The organism is Serratia sp. szju (assembly GCF_044594185.1).
Taxonomy (GTDB): Bacteria; Pseudomonadota; Gammaproteobacteria; order Enterobacterales; family Enterobacteriaceae; genus Serratia; species Serratia bockelmannii.
Window position 1 is genome coordinate 2336465 of sequence record NZ_CP172576.1, and the last position, 16097, is coordinate 2352561.

Genomic DNA, 16097 nt, shown 5'->3' on the forward strand with positions numbered 1-16097 from the left:
TAGGGGTTTATTTTGGATATGCGCAGACAGTTGGCCCGTATCGCCGGGCTGGTATTATTGGCTATGTGTTGGGCACCGTTGAGTTGGGCCGCGCAAGGATGGCAACCGCTGGCGGAGAAGATCAACAAGAGCGAACACGATCCGCGTCAGTACGAGGCGATCAAGTTGGCTAACGGCATGACGGTGTTGCTGGTGTCCGATGCCCAGGCGCCGAAATCGCTGGCGGCGCTGGCATTGCCGGTCGGGTCGCTCGAAGATCCGAACAGCCAACTGGGCTTGGCGCACTATCTGGAACATATGGTGCTGATGGGCTCCAAACGCTATCCAGAGCCGGAAAACCTGTCCGAATTCCTGAAAAAGCACGGCGGCAGCCATAACGCCAGCACGGCCTCTTATCGCACCGCCTTCTATCTGGAAGTGGAGAATGACGCGTTGGAGCCGGCGGTCGATCGCATGGCCGACGCCATTGCCGAGCCGCTGCTGGATCCGGGCAATGCCGATCGTGAGCGCAACGCGGTGAACGCCGAATTGACGATGGCGCGCTCGCGCGACGGCATGCGCATGGCGCAGGTCGGCGCGGAAACCCTTAACCCGGCGCACCCGAGCGCGCGCTTCTCCGGCGGCAATCTCGATACGCTGAAAGACAAGCCGGACAGCAAGTTGCATGATGAACTGACCGGCTTCTATAAACGCTACTACTCCGCCAACCTGATGATGGGCGTTTTGTACGGTAATCAGCCGCTGCCGCAGTTGGCGGATATTGCGGCGGAAACCTTTGGCCGCGTGCCGAATCACGACGCCAGCGTGCCGCCGATCACCGTGCCGGCCGTGACGCCGGAACAGCAGGGTATCATCATTCACTATGTGCCGGCACAGCCGCGCAAGCAGCTGAAGGTCGAGTTCCGCATCGATAACAACAGCGCCGCGTTTCGCAGCAAAACCGATACCTACATCAGCTACCTGATCGGCAACCGCAGCAAAAACACCCTGTCTGACTGGTTGCAGAAGCAGGGGCTGGCGGACGCCATCAATGCCGGCGCGGATCCGATGGTCGATCGCAACGGCGGCGTCTTCGCCATCAGCGTTTCACTGACCGACAAAGGTCTGGCCAAACGCGACGAGGTCGTCGCCGCCATTTTCAACTACCTGAAAATGCTGCGCAGCGAAGGCATCAAGCAGAGTTATTTCGACGAAATTTCGCACGTTCTGAATCTGGACTTCCGTTATCCGTCGATCACGCGCGATATGGACTACATCGAATGGCTGGTGGACACCATGCTGCGTGTGCCGGTTGAGCATGCGCTGGACGCACCCTACCTGGCCGATCGTTATGATCCCAAGGCGATCGCTGAACGTCTGGATGCCATGACGCCGCAAAATGCGCGCATCTGGTTCGTCAGCCCCGATGAGCCGCACAACAAGACGGCCTATTTCGTCAACGCGCCTTACCAGGTCGACAAAATCACGCCGCAGCACTTTACGCAGTGGCAGCAGCTGGGCAGCGGCATTGCCCTGTCGTTGCCGGCGCTCAATCCGTACATTCCGGATGACTTCACCCTGACCAAACCGTCGCACGAGTTCAAAAAGCCAGAAATGGTGGTGGATAAACCCGGCCTGCGCGTGCTGTATATGCCGAGCCGTTATTTCGCCGACGAGCCGAAGGCCGACGTCACCGTCGCTTTCCGCAACGCCAAGACCATGGATTCCGCGCGCAACCAGGTGCTGTTCTCGCTGACGGATTATCTGGCCGGCCTCGCACTGGATCAGCTGAGCTATCAGGCATCGGTCGGTGGGCTGAGCTTCTCGACGTCGCCGAACAACGGCCTGATGTTTAACGCCAACGGTTTTACCCAGCGCCTGCCGCAGTTGCTGACGGCGCTGATCGAGGGCTATTCCAGCTTCACGCCGACGGAAGATCAGCTGGCGCAGGCCAAGTCCTGGTACCTGGAGCAGTTGGACGCCGCCGAGAAGGGCAAGGCGTTTGAACTGGCCATTCAGCCGGTGCAGATGGTTTCCCGCGTGCCGTATTCCGAACGTAGCGAGCGCCGCGAAGTGCTGAAGACGCTGACGCTGAAAGACGTGCTGGCCTATCGCGACAGCCTGCTGGCCGAGGCCACGCCGGAGCTGTTGGTGGTGGGCAACATGAGCAAGCAGCAGGTCGACACGTTGGCGTCGACGTTGAAACATCGTCTGGGCTGTACCGGCATCGAATGGTGGCACGGCGAAGACGTGGTGGTGGACAAGAATCAGCTAGCCAACCTGCAACAGGTGGGCAGCAGCACCGACTCGGCGCTGGCGGCGGTCTATGTGCCGACCGGCTACGACGAAGTGACCGGCATGGCCTACAGCTCGCTGCTGGGGCAGATCATTCAGCCGTGGTTCTACAGCCAGCTGCGCACTCAGGAGCAATTGGGGTATGCGGTCTTCGCCTTCCCGATGTCGGTGGGCCGCCAGTGGGGCGTGGGCTTCCTGCTGCAGAGCAACAGCAAACAGCCGGCCTACCTGTACCAGCGCTATCAGGATTTCTACCCGAAAACCGAGAAGCGCTTGCGCGACATGAGCGAGGCCGATTTTGAGCAGTACAAACAGGCGCTCATTAATGAGCTGAAGCAGCGGCCGCAAACCCTCAGCGAAGAAGCCAGCCGGTTCGCCAACGATTTCGATCGCGGCAATTTCGCCTTCGATACCCGTCAGAAGCTGATTGCGCAGGTGCAACAGCTGACGCCGGCCAAGCTGGCGGATTATTTCCACCAGGCGGTGATCCAACCGCAGGGGCTGGCGGTGCTGTCGCAGGTGAGCGGCAGCGGGCAAGACAAGGCGGATTACGCGGCGCCTAAGGATTGGGTTACCTATCCGAACGCGTCTGCATTGCAGCAGATCCTGCCGCGCAAAGTGGCGACGCCATGACGGAAGTTGCCCCGCAAAGGCTGGAGCCGCTGACGTTACCGTTGTTCGGCGAACGCCTGATCGAGGCGTCGGCGGGCACCGGCAAAACCTTTACCATCGGCGCGCTGTACCTGCGTTTGCTGCTGGGGTTGGGCGGTGAAGCAGCGTTTCCCCGGCCGCTGACGGTCGAAGAAATCCTGGTGGTGACCTTTACCGAGGCCGCCACCGAGGAGCTGCGCGGGCGCATCCGCGACAATATCCACGGGCTGCGCATCGCCTGCGTGCGCGGTATCAGCGCCAACCCGCTGTTTTCGGCGCTGATGGAAGAAATTGACGATTTGACCGACGCCGCCTCGCAGCTGCTGGCGGCGGAGCGGCAGATGGACGAAGCGGCGATTTACACCATCCACGGCTTTTGCCAACGAATGTTGACGCACAACGCCTTTGAGTCCGGCATGCTGTTTGAACAAACGCTGGTGCAGGATGAACTGCCGCTGCGGCGGCAGGCCTGCGCCGATTTCTGGCGTCGCCACTGCTATCCGTTGCCACTGGGCGTGGCGCGTGCGGTCAGCCAGGAGTGGAGCGGCCCGGAAGCGTTGCTGGCCGACCTTTCCGGTTATCTGCACGGTGAAGCGCCGGCGCTGCGTCGGCCGCCGAAGGACGAAGAAACCGTCCTGATGCGCCACGAGCAGATCGTCGGGCGCATCGACGCCATCAAGGCGCAATGGCGGGCGGCGGCGGGCGATCTGGAGGCGTTAATCGCCCAGTCCGGTGTCGATAAGCGCAGCTACAGCAGCAAACACCTGCCGAACTGGCTGAACAAGGTCGGCGAATGGAGCGGGCAGGAGACTCAGGACTACCAGCTGCCGAAGGAACTGGATAAATTTCGCCAGTCGGTGCTGCTGGAGAAGACCAAGAAAGGCGAGCCGCCGCGGCATGCGCTGTTCACGGCGATCGACGAGCTGTTTGATGAACCCTTGACGCTGCGCGACCTGATCATGGCGCGCGCGCTCAGCGAGATCCGCACTTCCATTCAGCAAGAAAAGCGCCAGCGCGCCGAGCTGGGGTTTGACGACCTGCTCAGCCGGCTGGACGGCGCCTTGCAAAGCGGTGGCGGCGAACAGCTGGCACAGGCGATCCGCCAGCGTTACCCGGTGGCGATGATCGATGAATTCCAGGATACCGATCCGCAGCAATACCGCATTTTCCAAAAACTTTACGTCGGCCGGCCCGATTGCGGCCTGCTGCTGATCGGCGATCCCAAGCAGGCGATTTACGCCTTTCGCGGTGCCGACATCTTTACCTACATGCGGGCGCGCTCAGAGGTGAGCGCCCACTATACGCTGGAGACCAACTGGCGCTCGTCGCCGTCGATGGTCGCCAGCGTTAATCACCTGTTTTCTCAGGTAGAAAAGCCTTTCCTGTTCGGCCAAATCCCCTTTATCGAGGTCAGCGCGGCGGAAAAGAACCAAGGGCTGGCGTTTGAATTGCACGGCAAGCCGCAACCGGCGATGCAGTTCTGGCTGCAGCAGGGGGAAGGCGCCGGTGTAAGTGATTACCAACAGCTGATGGCGCGCCTGTGCGCCACGCAAATTCGCGACTGGCTCAGCGCTGGGCAGCAGGGCCAGGCGTGGCTGCAGGGCGGCAAGATGCCAAGGCCGGTACAAGCCTCCGATATCACGGTGCTGGTGCGCAGCCGCAATGAGGCGGCGTTGGTGCGCGATGCGCTGAGTGCGCTTTCTATTCCTTCGGTGTATCTGTCCAACCGCGATAGCGTGTTCGACACCCCGGAGGCCAAAGACCTGCTGTGGTTGTTGCAGGCGGTGTTGGCGCCGGAACAAGAGCGCACGCTGCGCAGCGCCATGGCCACCGGGCTGATGGGGCTGGACGCGCCGACGTTGGACGGCCTGAGCCGCGATGAGCGCGCCTGGGACTCGCTGGTTAATGAATTCGACAGTTACCGTACGCTCTGGCTGCGCCGCGGCGTGTTGCCGATGCTGAGCGAGGTGATGAAAGCGCGCCAGCTGGCGGAGAACCTGCTGGCCAGCGCCGGCGGCGAGCGTCGCTTGACCGACGTGCTGCATCTGGGGGAGCTGTTGCAAGAGGCGGCGGCGCAGCTCGACAGCGAGCATGCGCTGGTGCGCTGGCTGGCGCAACAGATCGCCCAGCCTAATCGTCAGTCCGATAATCAGCAGTTGCGGCTGGAGAGCGACCGGCATCTGGTGCAGGTGATCACGATTCACAAGTCTAAGGGGTTGGAGTTCGATCTGGTGTGGCTGCCGTTCGTCGGCAACTTCCGCCAGCAGCAACAGGCGCTGTATCACGATCGCCACAGTTTCCAGGCGTTGCTGGATCTCGACGCCAATGAAGAGAGCCAGGCCTGGGCGGAGGAGGAGCGATTAGCGGAAGACCTGCGTCTGCTGTATGTGGCGCTGACCCGCTCGGTGTACCACTGCAGCATCGGCATCGCACCGTTGTTCCAGGGCTCGCGCAAGAAACAGGGCGATACCGATCTGCACCGCAGCGCATTGGGTTATCTGGTGCAGGGCGGGCAAGCCGGTGACGCCGTGTATCTGCAGGAGCGGCTGCAGCAATTAGCGGGCGGCGGTATCGCGCTGTCGCTGGTTGAACCGCCGGATGAAGAACCCTGGCACCCCCAGGCTTCGCTAACCGAGGCGTTGGAGGCGAAAAGCTTTACCCGGCGGATCCAGGATTTTTGGCGGGTGACCAGCTATACCGGTTTGCAACAGCACGGCGCGAGCCTGATGCAGGATCTGCTGCCGCGTCTGGATGTCGACGCGGCCGGTGAGCGCGGGGAAGAAAGTGAGCCAGCGCTTACACCGCATACCTTCCCGCGCGGCGCAACGCCCGGCACCTTCCTGCACAGCCTGTTTGAAACGCTGGACTTCACCCAGCCGCTCGACGAACAGTGGCTGCTGGAACAGCTACAGCAGCAAGGGTTCGCCGAACACTGGCAACCGATTCTGCTGGCGTGGATGCAGGTGCTGCTCAATACGCCGCTCGATGACAGCGGCGTGACGCTGGCGGCGCTGACGCCGCAGCATAAGCAGGCAGAGCTGCAGTTCTATTTACCGATTAATCGGCTGTTGCAGGCGAAGGCGCTCGATTCCCTGGTGAAGCGTTACGATCCGCTTTCCGCCCGCTGTCCGGCGCTGGATTTTCACCAGGTGCAGGGCATGCTGAAAGGCTTTATCGACCTGGTGTTCTGCTGGCAGGGCAAATACTACCTGCTGGACTACAAGTCCAACTGGCTAGGAGAGGACAGCAGCGCCTATACCCGGCCGGCGATGGAGCAGGCGATGGCGGAGCATCGTTACGATCTGCAATACCAGCTGTACACGCTGGCGTTGCATCGTTATCTGCGCCATCGGTTGCCGGATTATGATTACCGACGCCATTTTGGCGGGGTGATTTATCTGTTCCTGCGCGGCGTGGATGCGGCGCACCCGGGCAATGGCATTTTCACCTGTCTCCCCGAGTTTGAGTTGGTGGAGGGGATGGATCGCTTGTTCAGCGGCGAGGCTGCGGCGGCGGAGGAAGGATCATGATCGCACTGCTGGAGCAGGCGGTGGCGCTTGGCGCGCTGCGCCCGCTAGACGTGCAGTTCGCCCGCGTGGTGGCGAACGAAGACGAGCCTGATATTTTGCTGGCCGCTGCCTGCCTGAGCGCAGAGGCGGGGGCGGGTCATGTCTGCCTGATGCTGGAGCAACTGCAGGCGGACACGCTGTTTGAAGGGCGCCAACCAGCGCTGGCGTTGGCGGTGTGGGAGGCGGTCGGACGACCGGATAGCGCGCGTTGGCAGCAGCGTTTGGCGGCCAGTGCGGCGGTCGGGGATGGCAGCGGCGCAACGCCGCTGGTACTGCGCGGGCCGCGTTTATACCTGCAGCGCATGTGGCAAAACGAAGGTGAAGTGGCGGCGTTTATCGGCGGCGAAGGTGAATCGCTGGCGGTGCCGGAGGAGGCGTTGCGCGCCATTCTCGACCGCTTGTTCGGCACGGCGAGCGACGAACCCGACTGGCAGAAGATCGCCGCCGCGGTGGCGGCTACGCGGCGTATCGCGGTGATTTCCGGCGGGCCGGGCACCGGTAAAACCACCACCGTCGCCAAGCTGCTGGCGGCGCTGGTGCAACTGGATGAAAGCGCGCGCTTGCGAATTCAGCTGGCGGCGCCGACCGGCAAGGCGGCGGCGCGCCTGACGGAGTCACTTGGCAGCGCCAGCCGTCAACTGGCATTGACCCCGGCGCAGCAGGCGTTGTTCCCGACGGAGGCGGCGACGTTGCACCGTCTGTTGGGGGCGCAACCGAACAGTCAGCGCATGCGCTATCACCGCGGCAACCGGCTGCATTTGGATGTGCTGGTGGTGGATGAGGCCTCGATGGTCGATCTGCCGATGATGGCGCGCCTGATTGCCGCGTTGCCCGATCGGGCCCGGGTTATTTTCCTTGGCGACCGCGATCAGCTGGCTTCGGTAGAGGCCGGCGCGGTGCTGGGGGATATTTGCCGTTTTGCCGAGCAGGGATACAGCGATGCGCGTGCCGCAGAGCTGAGCCGCCTGACCGGCTGTTCGATCGAAGGGCGGCAGGCCGACGCGGAAGCGGCGGTGCGCGATAGCCTGTGTCTGCTGCGCAAGAGCTATCGCTTCGATGCCCGTTCCGGCATCGGCCAGCTGGCGTTGGCGGTCAACGCCGGCGCGGGGGATCGCGCACTGGCGGCACTAAACGGCAGTTTCGGCGATGTCGCGGGCTATGCGCTGGCGACGAGCGAAGAGTATCAGGCGCTGTTGGATGCCTGCGTGGCGGGCTACCGCGACTATCTGCGGCTGACCGCCGAAGGCGCGGACGCGGCGACGGTGCTGGCGGCTTTTGGCCGTTTCCAGGTGCTGTGCGCGCTGCGTGAAGGGCCGTTCGGCGTCGCCGGCCTGAACGAGCGCATTGAGCTCGGGCTGCAGCGTGCGGGCCTGATCGACCGCAAACCGGGCGTGCTCGGCCGCTGGTACCGGGGGCGGCCGGTGATGATCGGCCGCAACGACAGCGCACTGGGGCTGTTCAATGGGGATATCGGCATTACATTGCCGGATGAGCACGGCGATCTGCGCGTGCATTTCCAACTGCCCGACGGCAGCATCAAGTCGGTACAGCCAAGCCGTTTGCCGGCGCATGAAACCGCTTATGCCATGACGGTGCACAAATCACAGGGATCGGAGTTTGACCATACGGTTCTGGTGTTGCCGAACCATTTCCTGCCGGTGCTGACGCGTGAGCTGGTCTATACCGCGATCACTCGTGCGCGTAAGCAGCTCTCACTGTACGCTACGGAGACGGTACTGCTGCGGGCTATTCGCACGCCGACCCAGCGCCGCAGCGGATTGGCTGAACGGTTGCAGGCAACAGAATAAGCGATGAACGGGCGCGGCAACGGCCGCGCCCACTGTGATTACAAATCCGCCAGCAGAATTTTGGAGCGGCGCTGGTAGTTGTACAACGCCTGTTTCTGCATCGGCAGCACGTCGACCTCCGCCGGGGTAAAGCCACGTTCCTGGAACCAGTGGATGCTACGAGTGGTCAGCACGAACAGCTTCTTCAGCCCCATCTGCCGCGCCTGATTTTCCACCCGCTGCAGCAGCATCTCGCCGCGCGAAGAGCTGCGGTAATCGGGATGTACCGCGACACAGGCCATCTCACCGATTTTTTCCTCCAGGAACGGGTACAGCGCCGCACAGGCGATGGTCAGGTTGTCGCGTTCGATAATGGTGAACTTGTCGATCTCCATCTCCAGCTGTTCACGCGAACGGCGCACCAGAATACCCTGTTGTTCGAGCGGCCGGATCAGTTCCAGGATGCCGCCGATGTCGTTGATCGTCGCCCGGCGCACCTGCTCGGCGCTTTCCATCACGATTTGGGTGCCGATGCCGTCGCGCGAGAACAGCTCTTGCACCAGCGCGCCATCCTCCTGATAGCTGATCAAGTGGCTGCGGCGCACGCCGCTGCGGCAGCCTTTCACCGCGCCGCGCAGGAAGCGCACGGTGCCGGAATGGTAATCGCCGCCTTCCTCCAGTTCTTCAAGGCGCTTTTGCGCGTCGTTGGGGAACAGTTCGGAAAGGATATTGCCTTCTGCATCGGTCACGCCCTGTGAGGAGCAGAAACCGATCATTTTTTCCGCTTTCAGTTTGATCGCCAACTGGGTGGCCACTTCTTCCGAAGTCAGGTTGAAACTCTCGCCGGTGACTGAGACCGCGACCGGACCGATCAGCACGATGGCGTTGCTGTCGAGTTGGCGATGGATCGCTTCTTCATCGATGCGGCGAATGCGGCCGCTGTGGCAATAGTCGATGCCGTCATCGATACCCAGCGGCTGAGCGATGATGAAATTGCCGCTGACCACGTTAATGTGCGCGCCCTGCAGCGGCGTGTTGTTGAGGCTCATCGACAGGCGGGCGGTGATGTCCAGCTGCAACAAACCGGCGGCCTGCTTGACCAGTTCGAGCGTATGGGCGTCGGTTACGCGCGTGTGCTTGTGGTAGATCGGCTCAGAGTTATGCTGCGCCAGGTTGGCGTCGATCTGCGGCCGTGCGCCGTAAACCACTACCAGGCGGATGCCCAGACTATGCAACAGCCCGATATCGTTGACGATGTTGGAGAAATTCTCGTGTTCGATGGCTTCCCCGCCGAGCATGATGACAAACGTCTTGCCACGGTGGGCATTGATATAAGGGACTGAGTGACGGAATCCTTGCACCAGCTCTGTACTACGTTCCTTCACGGGCAAACCTCTTGTGAATATTTATACGATATTTTTGTATTTTTATTCTTTTATGGCGCTAATGGCAAGTGGGAAATCGCCATGAAGAGCGAGCTAAGGGCGCTAAATCGTTAATAAATTGAAAAACCATAAAAAGATTTTCTGATGACAGGGCTGGCATGATTGGTTAAAGTTTTTCGGCACCCCCATTTTATTGGTGTTTTTTTCATCTGTTGTAAACAGTTATTACTGCCGGAGCCGCATGCCAAACGCTAATCACAATCTGGGCCGCCGTCGTTTATTACAGGGCGTTGCCGCCAGCTGGTTGCTGAGTGTGAGTCGCACGGGCTTCGCCGCGTCATCGCACGTGATTGCCGTGCGCGTCTGGCCGTCCTCCACTTATACCCGCGTCACGCTGGAATCCAACGTCGAACTGAAATACAAGCAGTTTGCCCTGACCAATCCCGATCGCGTGGTGGTGGATATCGAAGGCGTCCACCTCAACAGCGTGCTGAAAGGTATTGCCGGGCAGGTGCGCGCCGACGATCCGTATCTCAAGCAGGCGCGCGTCGGCCAGTTTGATCAGAATACCGTGCGGCTGGTGCTGGAGCTCAAGCAGAGCGTCAGCCCGCATATTTTCACGCTGGCGCCGGTACCGGAGTATCGCAACCGTTTGGTGATGGATCTCTACCCGACCAAGGGCGGCAGCGGCGGTGAGGAGTATGATCCGCTACTGGCGTTACTGGAAGATTACAACAAGGGCGATCTGGAGCGCACGCTGCCGCCGGAAGCGCCGCAGGCCGGCAAGGCGGGGCGCGATCGGCCGATCGTCATCATGCTGGATCCTGGCCACGGCGGCGAAGATCCCGGCGCTATCGGCAAGTACAAGACGCGCGAGAAAGATATCGTGCTGCAGATTGCCCGCAAGCTGAGCGCCATGATCAAGCGCGAGCCGAACATGAAAGTGTTCATGACGCGCAACGAAGATGTGTTTATCCCGCTCAAGGTGCGTGTCGCCAAGGCGCGCAAGCAGCGCGCCGATCTGTTCGTTTCGATTCACGCTGACGCCTTTACCAGCCGCGCCGCGCGCGGTTCATCGGTGTTCGCGTTGTCCACCAAGGGCGCCACCAGCTCGGCGGCCAAGTTCCTGGCGCAGACGCAGAACGCGTCGGACCAAATCGGCGGCGTCAGCAAGAGCGGCGACCGCTATCTCGACCATACCATGTTCGATCTGATCCAGACCGCGACCATCAACGACAGCCTGAAGTTCGGCAAGGAAGTGTTGAATCGGATGGGGAAAATCAACCGGTTGCACAAGAATCGCGTCGATCAGGCCGGTTTTGCGGTGTTGAAGGCGCCGGATATCCCGTCGATCCTGGTAGAGACGGCATTTATCAGCAACATCGAAGAGGAGCGCAAGCTGCGCACCAGCCATTTCCAGCAGCAGGTGGCGGAGTCGATTCTGGCGGGGATCAAGGCTTATTTCGCCAACGGCGGCGCGCTGGCGAGCCGATAAAAGCAGGGCCGGGCGCGAGTCCGGCTATTTTTGCGGATTGCAGATACAAAAAAACACCCGGAAGGGTGCTTATCTGTTGTCATCAAGAGTTGGTTGCGGAGGCCGGATTTGAACCGACGACCTTCGGGTTATGAGCCCGACGAGCTACCAGGCTGCTCCACCCCGCGTCCGTCTTGATGCTGTATTACTACGAAACCACCGTTCATGTTATGCCGCTGGTACGACATTCGGTTGGTTGCGGGGGCCGGATTTGAACCGACGACCTTCGGGTTATGAGCCCGACGAGCTACCAGGCTGCTCCACCCCGCGTCCGTATAATACTTTGTTATCGAAGCCAAACGCAAATACCGCCAATGCGGCATCGGTTGGTTGCGGGGGCCGGATTTGAACCGACGACCTTCGGGTTATGAGCCCGACGAGCTACCAGGCTGCTCCACCCCGCGTCCGATGGATGCGCACTATACTCTCCGTGCGTTTTGTTGCAAACCCTTTTTGCATTTTATTGGCCTAAACCCGTTTTTCTGCTGGATTTGCCCGCAATTTGCCTTCTTTTTCATCACCATCCTCCGTGCGGCTTTTTTTATTTGCAGCGATTCCTTTATCAATGAGCGTTTGTTATCGTTCAGCCGGTAGATCATATCAGTTTGAGAGTGTGCGCGATGAAAGGACGTTGGGGCAAATACCTGCTGGGCGGGTTGTTGGTGGCGGTGTTGGCGGGCTGTTCGTCCAAGCCGACCGATCGGGGTCAGCAATATAAAGACGGCCGTCTGGATCAATCGCTGGAGCTGGTCAATCAGCCCAACGCCAAAGGTTCACCGGTCAACGCCAAGGATTATTCGGATCAGCTGATGGAGATCAAGTACGCGTCACCTTCGCTGTTTAACCGCAACAACAGCACCTATCAGGCGGTGCAAAGCTGGATGGCGTCCGGCGCTGACACGCGCATGCTGAGCCAGTACGGCCTCAGCGCTTACCAGATGGAAGGTGTCGACAATTACGGCAACGTGCAGTTTACCGGCTACTATACGCCGGTGGTGCAGGCGCGCTATACCCAACAGGGCGAGTTCCGCTATCCGCTGTACCGCATGCCGCCGAAGGGCAGAGGCCGCTTGCCGGATCGCGCGGGCATCTATTCCGGCGCGCTTGACGATCGCTATATCATCGCTTACACCAACTCGCTGATGGACAACTTCATGATGGAAGTCCAGGGCAGTGGCTATGTCGACTACGGCAACGGCCAGCCGCTGGTGTTCTTCGGCTACGGCGGTAAGAACGGCCACGCCTATCGCAGCATCGGCAAGGTGCTGATCGATCGCGGTGAAGTGGCCAAGGCGGACATGTCGATGCAGGCGATCCGTCAGTGGGCGGATACCCACAGCGCCGCAGAGGTGCGTGAGCTGCTGGAGCAGAACCCGTCGTTCGTGTTCTTCCGTCCGGAAGCTTTTGCGCCGGTGAAGGGCGCCAGTGCGGTGCCGCTGATCGCCAAAGCCTCGGTGGCCTCCGACCGTTCGCTGATCCCGGCGGGCACTACGTTGCTGGCCGAAGTGCCGCTGCTGGACAACAAGGGTAAATTCACGGGAAAATACGAGATGCGTCTGATGGTCGCACTCGACGTGGGCGGGGCCATCAAGGGCCAGCATTTTGACATGTATCAGGGCATCGGGCCGGATGCCGGCCACTCGGCGGGATACTACAACCACTATGGCCGCGTCTGGGTGCTGAAGAACAACGGTGGCGGTCAGTTGTTCAGCGCCAATCAGTCAAACGGCAGCGGTTCGTTGTTGGCCACTCGGTAAACGCATACGACGTGAAAAGATTGACCCGCAAGGGCCGGATTTTCCGGCCCTTATCATTTGCATTACGAAGGTAATTAAAGCGTTATGAGCACAGCTTATTCGGAAGCCTATCTGCAGCGTTTCGGCGGCACGGCGCGATTGTACGGCCAGCAGGCGCTGGCGGTGTTCGCGCAGGCGCACGTCTGCGTGATCGGCATCGGCGGCGTGGGTTCCTGGGCGGCTGAGGCGCTGGCGCGCACCGGCATCGGCGCCATCACTCTGATCGACATGGATGATGTCTGCGTTACCAATACCAACCGCCAGATCCACGCGTTGCGCCAGCATGTCGGGCAATCGAAAACCGAGGTGATGGCGGAGCGTATCCTGGCGATCAACCCGGAATGCCGGGTGACCTGCATCGACGATTTCATCACCCCGGACAACGTCGCCGAGCTGCTGGACCATAACTTCAGCTACGTCATCGACGCGATCGACAGCGTGCGGCCGAAGGCGGCGTTGCTGTCATACTGCCGCCGCTTCAAGATCCCGGTGGTGACCACCGGCGGCGCCGGCGGTCAGGTCGACCCGACCAAAATCGAAGTGGCCGATCTGGCCAAAACCATCCAGGATCCGCTGGCCGCCAAGCTGCGCGAGCGGTTGAAGCACGATTTCAACGTGGTGAAAAACGGTAAGGGTAAGCTGGGCATCGACTGCGTCTTCTCCAGCGAACCGCTGGTTTACCCGCAGCCGGACGGTTCGGTGTGCGCTTCGCGCAGCACGGCGGAAGGGCCAAAAAGAATGGATTGCAGCGCGGGGTTCGGTGCGGCGACCATGGTTACCGCCACCTTCGGTTTCGTCGCCGTATCGCACGCGCTGAAAAAGATGGTGGCGAAGGCGGCGCGTCAGGCGTAACGGGCGGCGATCGCCTTGACGGCGGAGCCCAAGGCCGCCAGGCCGCTGGCGCGGGTGGCGCTCAGCTGCGCGCGCAATGCCAGATGGTCGAACAGCGCCAGCGGATCCAATGCGGCGATCTGCTGCGGCGTTTTTCCTTCCACTTCGGTCAGCAGCACTGCCAGCAGGCCGCGCACGATGCGGCCCTCGCTGTCGCCATAGAAGTGCAGCGTGCCGTCTTCCAGCAATTGGTGCCCTAACCAGACACGGTTTTCACACCCGCTCAACGCCATTTCTTCACTGCGCAAGGCCTCCGGCAGCGGCGGTAGCCGTTTTGCGAGCATGATCAGCTGGCGGTAGCGGTCTTCCCACTGTTTCAGCGCGCTGAAGGTAGCGATCAAGGCTTCGGCGGTGATCTCTCGGCCAAAAGGATGGGGGGCGAGCATAGTGTCTCCGGAAATCACGTCAGTCGGCCAGCAGATCGAGGGCGTGAGTCAACGCGCTGACCAGCGTATCGACATCCTGTTGTGTATTGTAGGGGGCGAACGACGCGCGCAGCGTGCCGCTGACGCCTAATGCCGCCATCAGCGGCTGCGCGCAGTGCTGGCCGGCGCGCAGCGCAATGCCTTGCTCCGCCAGCAGCGTGACGATGTCGCTGTGGTGTACGCCGGCGATATCGAACGCCAGCAGGCTGGAACCGGAACTGCGGAAGCTGCGAAAGCCCGGCAGCTGCGCCAACTGCTGTTCCGCCCGGTCAGCCAGCTCGCGGCTGTAACGTTCCGCCGCCGCCATGTCCTGTTCACTCAGCCAGGTGAGCGCGGCGGCCAACCCCAGCACGCCGGCGATGTTTGGCGTGCCGGCTTCGAAACAGTGCGGTGGCTTTTGTGGGGTAAAACCGTCGAACGACGCCTGGGTCAGCATCTTGCCGCCGCCTTGCCAGGGGGCCATCTGCGCCAGCAGCTCGGCTTTGCCGTACAGCGCGCCGATGCCGGTCGGGCCATACAGCTTGTGGCCGGAGAAGGCGTAGAAATCGATATCGAGCCGCTGTACGTCGGCCGGGCCGTGAACCACGCCCTGAGCGCCGTCAATCATCACGTACGCGCCGGCGGCATGCGCCATGGCGATTGCCGGTGCCAGATCCGGGCAGCCGCCGGTGACGTTGGACATTTGCCCCAACGCCAAAAGGCGGGTTTTGTCGTTGAGCAGGGCGGGCAGCTGCGTCAAATCCGGCAACCGATCGGCGCCGATGGGCAGTTTCACCACCCGCGCGCCGGTTTGTTCCGCCACCATCAGCCAGGGGATCAGGTTAGCGTGGTGTTCCGCTTCGCTCACCAGGATTTCATCGCCCGGCAGCAGACGCGGGCGCAGGTAGCTCTGCGCCACCAGGTTGATCGCCTCGGTGGTGCCGCGCGTCCAGACGATGTCGTCGGCCGACGGCGCATTGATCAATTTCGCCACCTTGCCGCGTGCCTGCTCGAAACGGGCAGTCAGATCCTGCGCCGCCCGATGCTGGCTGCGGTGCACGGTGGCGGCGTCATCGCGATAAAATTGCTGCGTGGCGTCGATGACCGCCTGCGGTTTCAACGCGGTGGCGGCGCTGTCCAGATAGATACCATCCTGCGCGAGCGCGGGAAACTGTTGGCGAAAAAGGCTGGGGTTAAAAGGCGTCATACCCTGATTGTCACTGGCTTGAGTCGATGGGTGATCCTGTCCTATTTTGCCGCCGGAGACAAGCGATCCTGCCTATTAGGACTTATCGCCTGGCAAAATTGGGAAAGTTTGTTATGCTATTAAATGTGCGCTTATTAATCGCATCTATACACATAAAAGGTATTTATCAGAATTTAAAACTAAAAAGGAGTCCTCAATGAAGAAAACAGCCGCAGTTCTCTCTGCCCTGATGCTTACGTTCACCCTGGCCGCCTGTTCCAGCAACTACGTGATGCATACCAATGACGGACGCACCATTGTCGCTGACGGCAAGCCAAAAGTGGACAACGATACCGGCATGATCAGCTATAAAGACGCTAACGGCGTCGAGCAGCAGATCAACCGCGCCGATGTGAAAGAGATGGTTGAAAGCAACCAGTAACCGTCAGGCAAAAAAAAGCACCGCAAGTTTTGCGGTGCTGCATAAAATCACTATGGACAGACAGGGTAAATGTACAGGAAGTGAAAAAACAGTAGCCTAGCTACCATGTCCGGAATCGCCGGACAATTTGCAAACACAACATCACAACCACAAGCCAAAAGTTCATCGGCGTCCTCGA

10 protein-coding genes and 3 tRNA genes are annotated in these 16097 nt (G+C 60.8%); 7 read left to right on the top strand and 6 right to left on the bottom strand.

Annotation, left to right across the window (positions count from 1 at the left end; genetic code table 11):
- Positions 1-18 precede the first annotated feature (18 nt).
- The 3 genes from ptrA to recD are packed head-to-tail and all read left to right on the top strand — an operon-like array spanning position 19 to position 8302.
- Complete coding sequence (gene ptrA, locus RE418_RS10960; RefSeq protein WP_043139956.1) at positions 19-2907, top strand: pitrilysin; 2889 nt, start codon at positions 19-21, stop codon at positions 2905-2907.
- The gene (gene recB / locus RE418_RS10965) at positions 2904-6455 is read left to right on the top strand and encodes an exodeoxyribonuclease V subunit beta (RefSeq protein WP_043139865.1); all 3552 of its coding nucleotides are present in this window, start codon (positions 2904-2906) and stop codon (positions 6453-6455) included. The genes ptrA and recB overlap by 4 nt, the downstream gene beginning before the upstream one ends.
- Positions 6452-8302: an exodeoxyribonuclease V subunit alpha gene (gene recD / locus RE418_RS10970; protein ID WP_043139870.1), complete on the top strand. Its 1851-nt coding sequence runs from the start codon at positions 6452-6454 to the stop codon at positions 8300-8302. The genes recB and recD overlap by 4 nt, the downstream gene beginning before the upstream one ends.
- 38 nt (positions 8303-8340) lie before the next feature.
- Here the strand turns inward: recD and argA are convergent, their stop codons facing one another.
- On the bottom strand, positions 8341-9666 hold the full coding sequence (argA, locus tag RE418_RS10975; protein WP_025304056.1) for an amino-acid N-acetyltransferase: 1326 nt from the start codon (positions 9664-9666) through the stop codon (positions 8341-8343).
- A 241-nt stretch (positions 9667-9907) separates the two neighbouring features.
- Here argA and amiC point away from each other — a divergent pair, with 241 nt between their 5' ends.
- A complete protein-coding gene (amiC, locus tag RE418_RS10980; protein WP_004931882.1) occupies positions 9908-11161 on the top strand; it encodes an N-acetylmuramoyl-L-alanine amidase AmiC in 1254 nt (417 codons plus the stop codon).
- Positions 11162-11251: 90 nt separating this feature from the next.
- On the opposite strand, the gene RE418_RS10985 is transcribed toward amiC, so the two are convergent.
- The 3 genes from RE418_RS10985 to RE418_RS10995 form a co-directional block, all read right to left on the bottom strand.
- Positions 11252-11328, bottom strand: a tRNA-Met gene (locus tag RE418_RS10985).
- A gap of 65 nt (positions 11329-11393) precedes the next feature.
- A tRNA-Met gene (locus RE418_RS10990) sits at positions 11394-11470 on the bottom strand.
- A 57-nt stretch (positions 11471-11527) separates the two neighbouring features.
- Positions 11528-11604, bottom strand: a tRNA-Met gene (locus tag RE418_RS10995).
- A 216-nt stretch (positions 11605-11820) separates the two neighbouring features.
- Between RE418_RS10995 and mltA the strand changes: the two genes are divergently transcribed.
- The gene (gene mltA, locus RE418_RS11000) at positions 11821-12957 is read left to right on the top strand and encodes a murein transglycosylase A (RefSeq protein ID WP_043139874.1); all 1137 of its coding nucleotides are present in this window, start codon (positions 11821-11823) and stop codon (positions 12955-12957) included.
- An 84-nt stretch (positions 12958-13041) separates the two neighbouring features.
- Positions 13042-13848, top strand: a complete 807-nt coding sequence (gene tcdA / locus RE418_RS11005) for a tRNA cyclic N6-threonylcarbamoyladenosine(37) synthase TcdA (protein WP_025304053.1) — start codon at positions 13042-13044, stop codon at positions 13846-13848.
- On the opposite strand, the gene csdE is transcribed toward tcdA, so the two are convergent.
- The gene (gene csdE / locus RE418_RS11010) at positions 13839-14273 is read right to left on the bottom strand and encodes a cysteine desulfurase sulfur acceptor subunit CsdE (protein ID WP_025304052.1); all 435 of its coding nucleotides are present in this window, start codon (positions 14271-14273) and stop codon (positions 13839-13841) included. The genes tcdA and csdE overlap by 10 nt on opposite strands.
- A 19-nt stretch (positions 14274-14292) precedes the next feature.
- Positions 14293-15498, bottom strand: coding sequence for a cysteine desulfurase CsdA (gene csdA / locus RE418_RS11015; RefSeq protein WP_043139879.1), 1206 nt, complete (start codon positions 15496-15498; stop codon positions 14293-14295).
- A gap of 196 nt (positions 15499-15694) precedes the next feature.
- On the opposite strand from csdA, the gene RE418_RS11020 reads away from it, so the two are divergent.
- On the top strand, positions 15695-15919 hold the full coding sequence (locus RE418_RS11020; RefSeq protein ID WP_025304050.1) for a YgdI/YgdR family lipoprotein: 225 nt from the start codon (positions 15695-15697) through the stop codon (positions 15917-15919).
- Positions 15920-16097: the final 178 nt, after the last annotated feature.

Excerpts from the sequence above, each read along its gene's own strand:
- amiC (WP_004931882.1), top strand. The coding sequence starts at position 9,908 with ATGCCAAACGCTAATCACAATCTGGGCCGCCGTCGTTTATTACAGGGC.
- mltA (WP_043139874.1), top strand. The coding sequence starts at position 11,821 with ATGAAAGGACGTTGGGGCAAATACCTGCTGGGCGGGTTGTTGGTGGCG.
- tcdA (WP_025304053.1), top strand. The coding sequence starts at position 13,042 with ATGAGCACAGCTTATTCGGAAGCCTATCTGCAGCGTTTCGGCGGCACG.
- recD (WP_043139870.1), top strand. The coding sequence starts at position 6,452 with ATGATCGCACTGCTGGAGCAGGCGGTGGCGCTTGGCGCGCTGCGCCCG.
- recB (WP_043139865.1), top strand. The coding sequence starts at position 2,904 with ATGACGGAAGTTGCCCCGCAAAGGCTGGAGCCGCTGACGTTACCGTTG.
- ptrA (WP_043139956.1), top strand. The coding sequence starts at position 19 with ATGCGCAGACAGTTGGCCCGTATCGCCGGGCTGGTATTATTGGCTATG.
- csdA (WP_043139879.1), bottom strand. The coding sequence starts at position 15,498 with ATGACGCCTTTTAACCCCAGCCTTTTTCGCCAACAGTTTCCCGCGCTC.
- RE418_RS11020 (WP_025304050.1), top strand. The coding sequence starts at position 15,695 with ATGAAGAAAACAGCCGCAGTTCTCTCTGCCCTGATGCTTACGTTCACC.
- csdE (WP_025304052.1), bottom strand. The coding sequence starts at position 14,273 with ATGCTCGCCCCCCATCCTTTTGGCCGAGAGATCACCGCCGAAGCCTTG.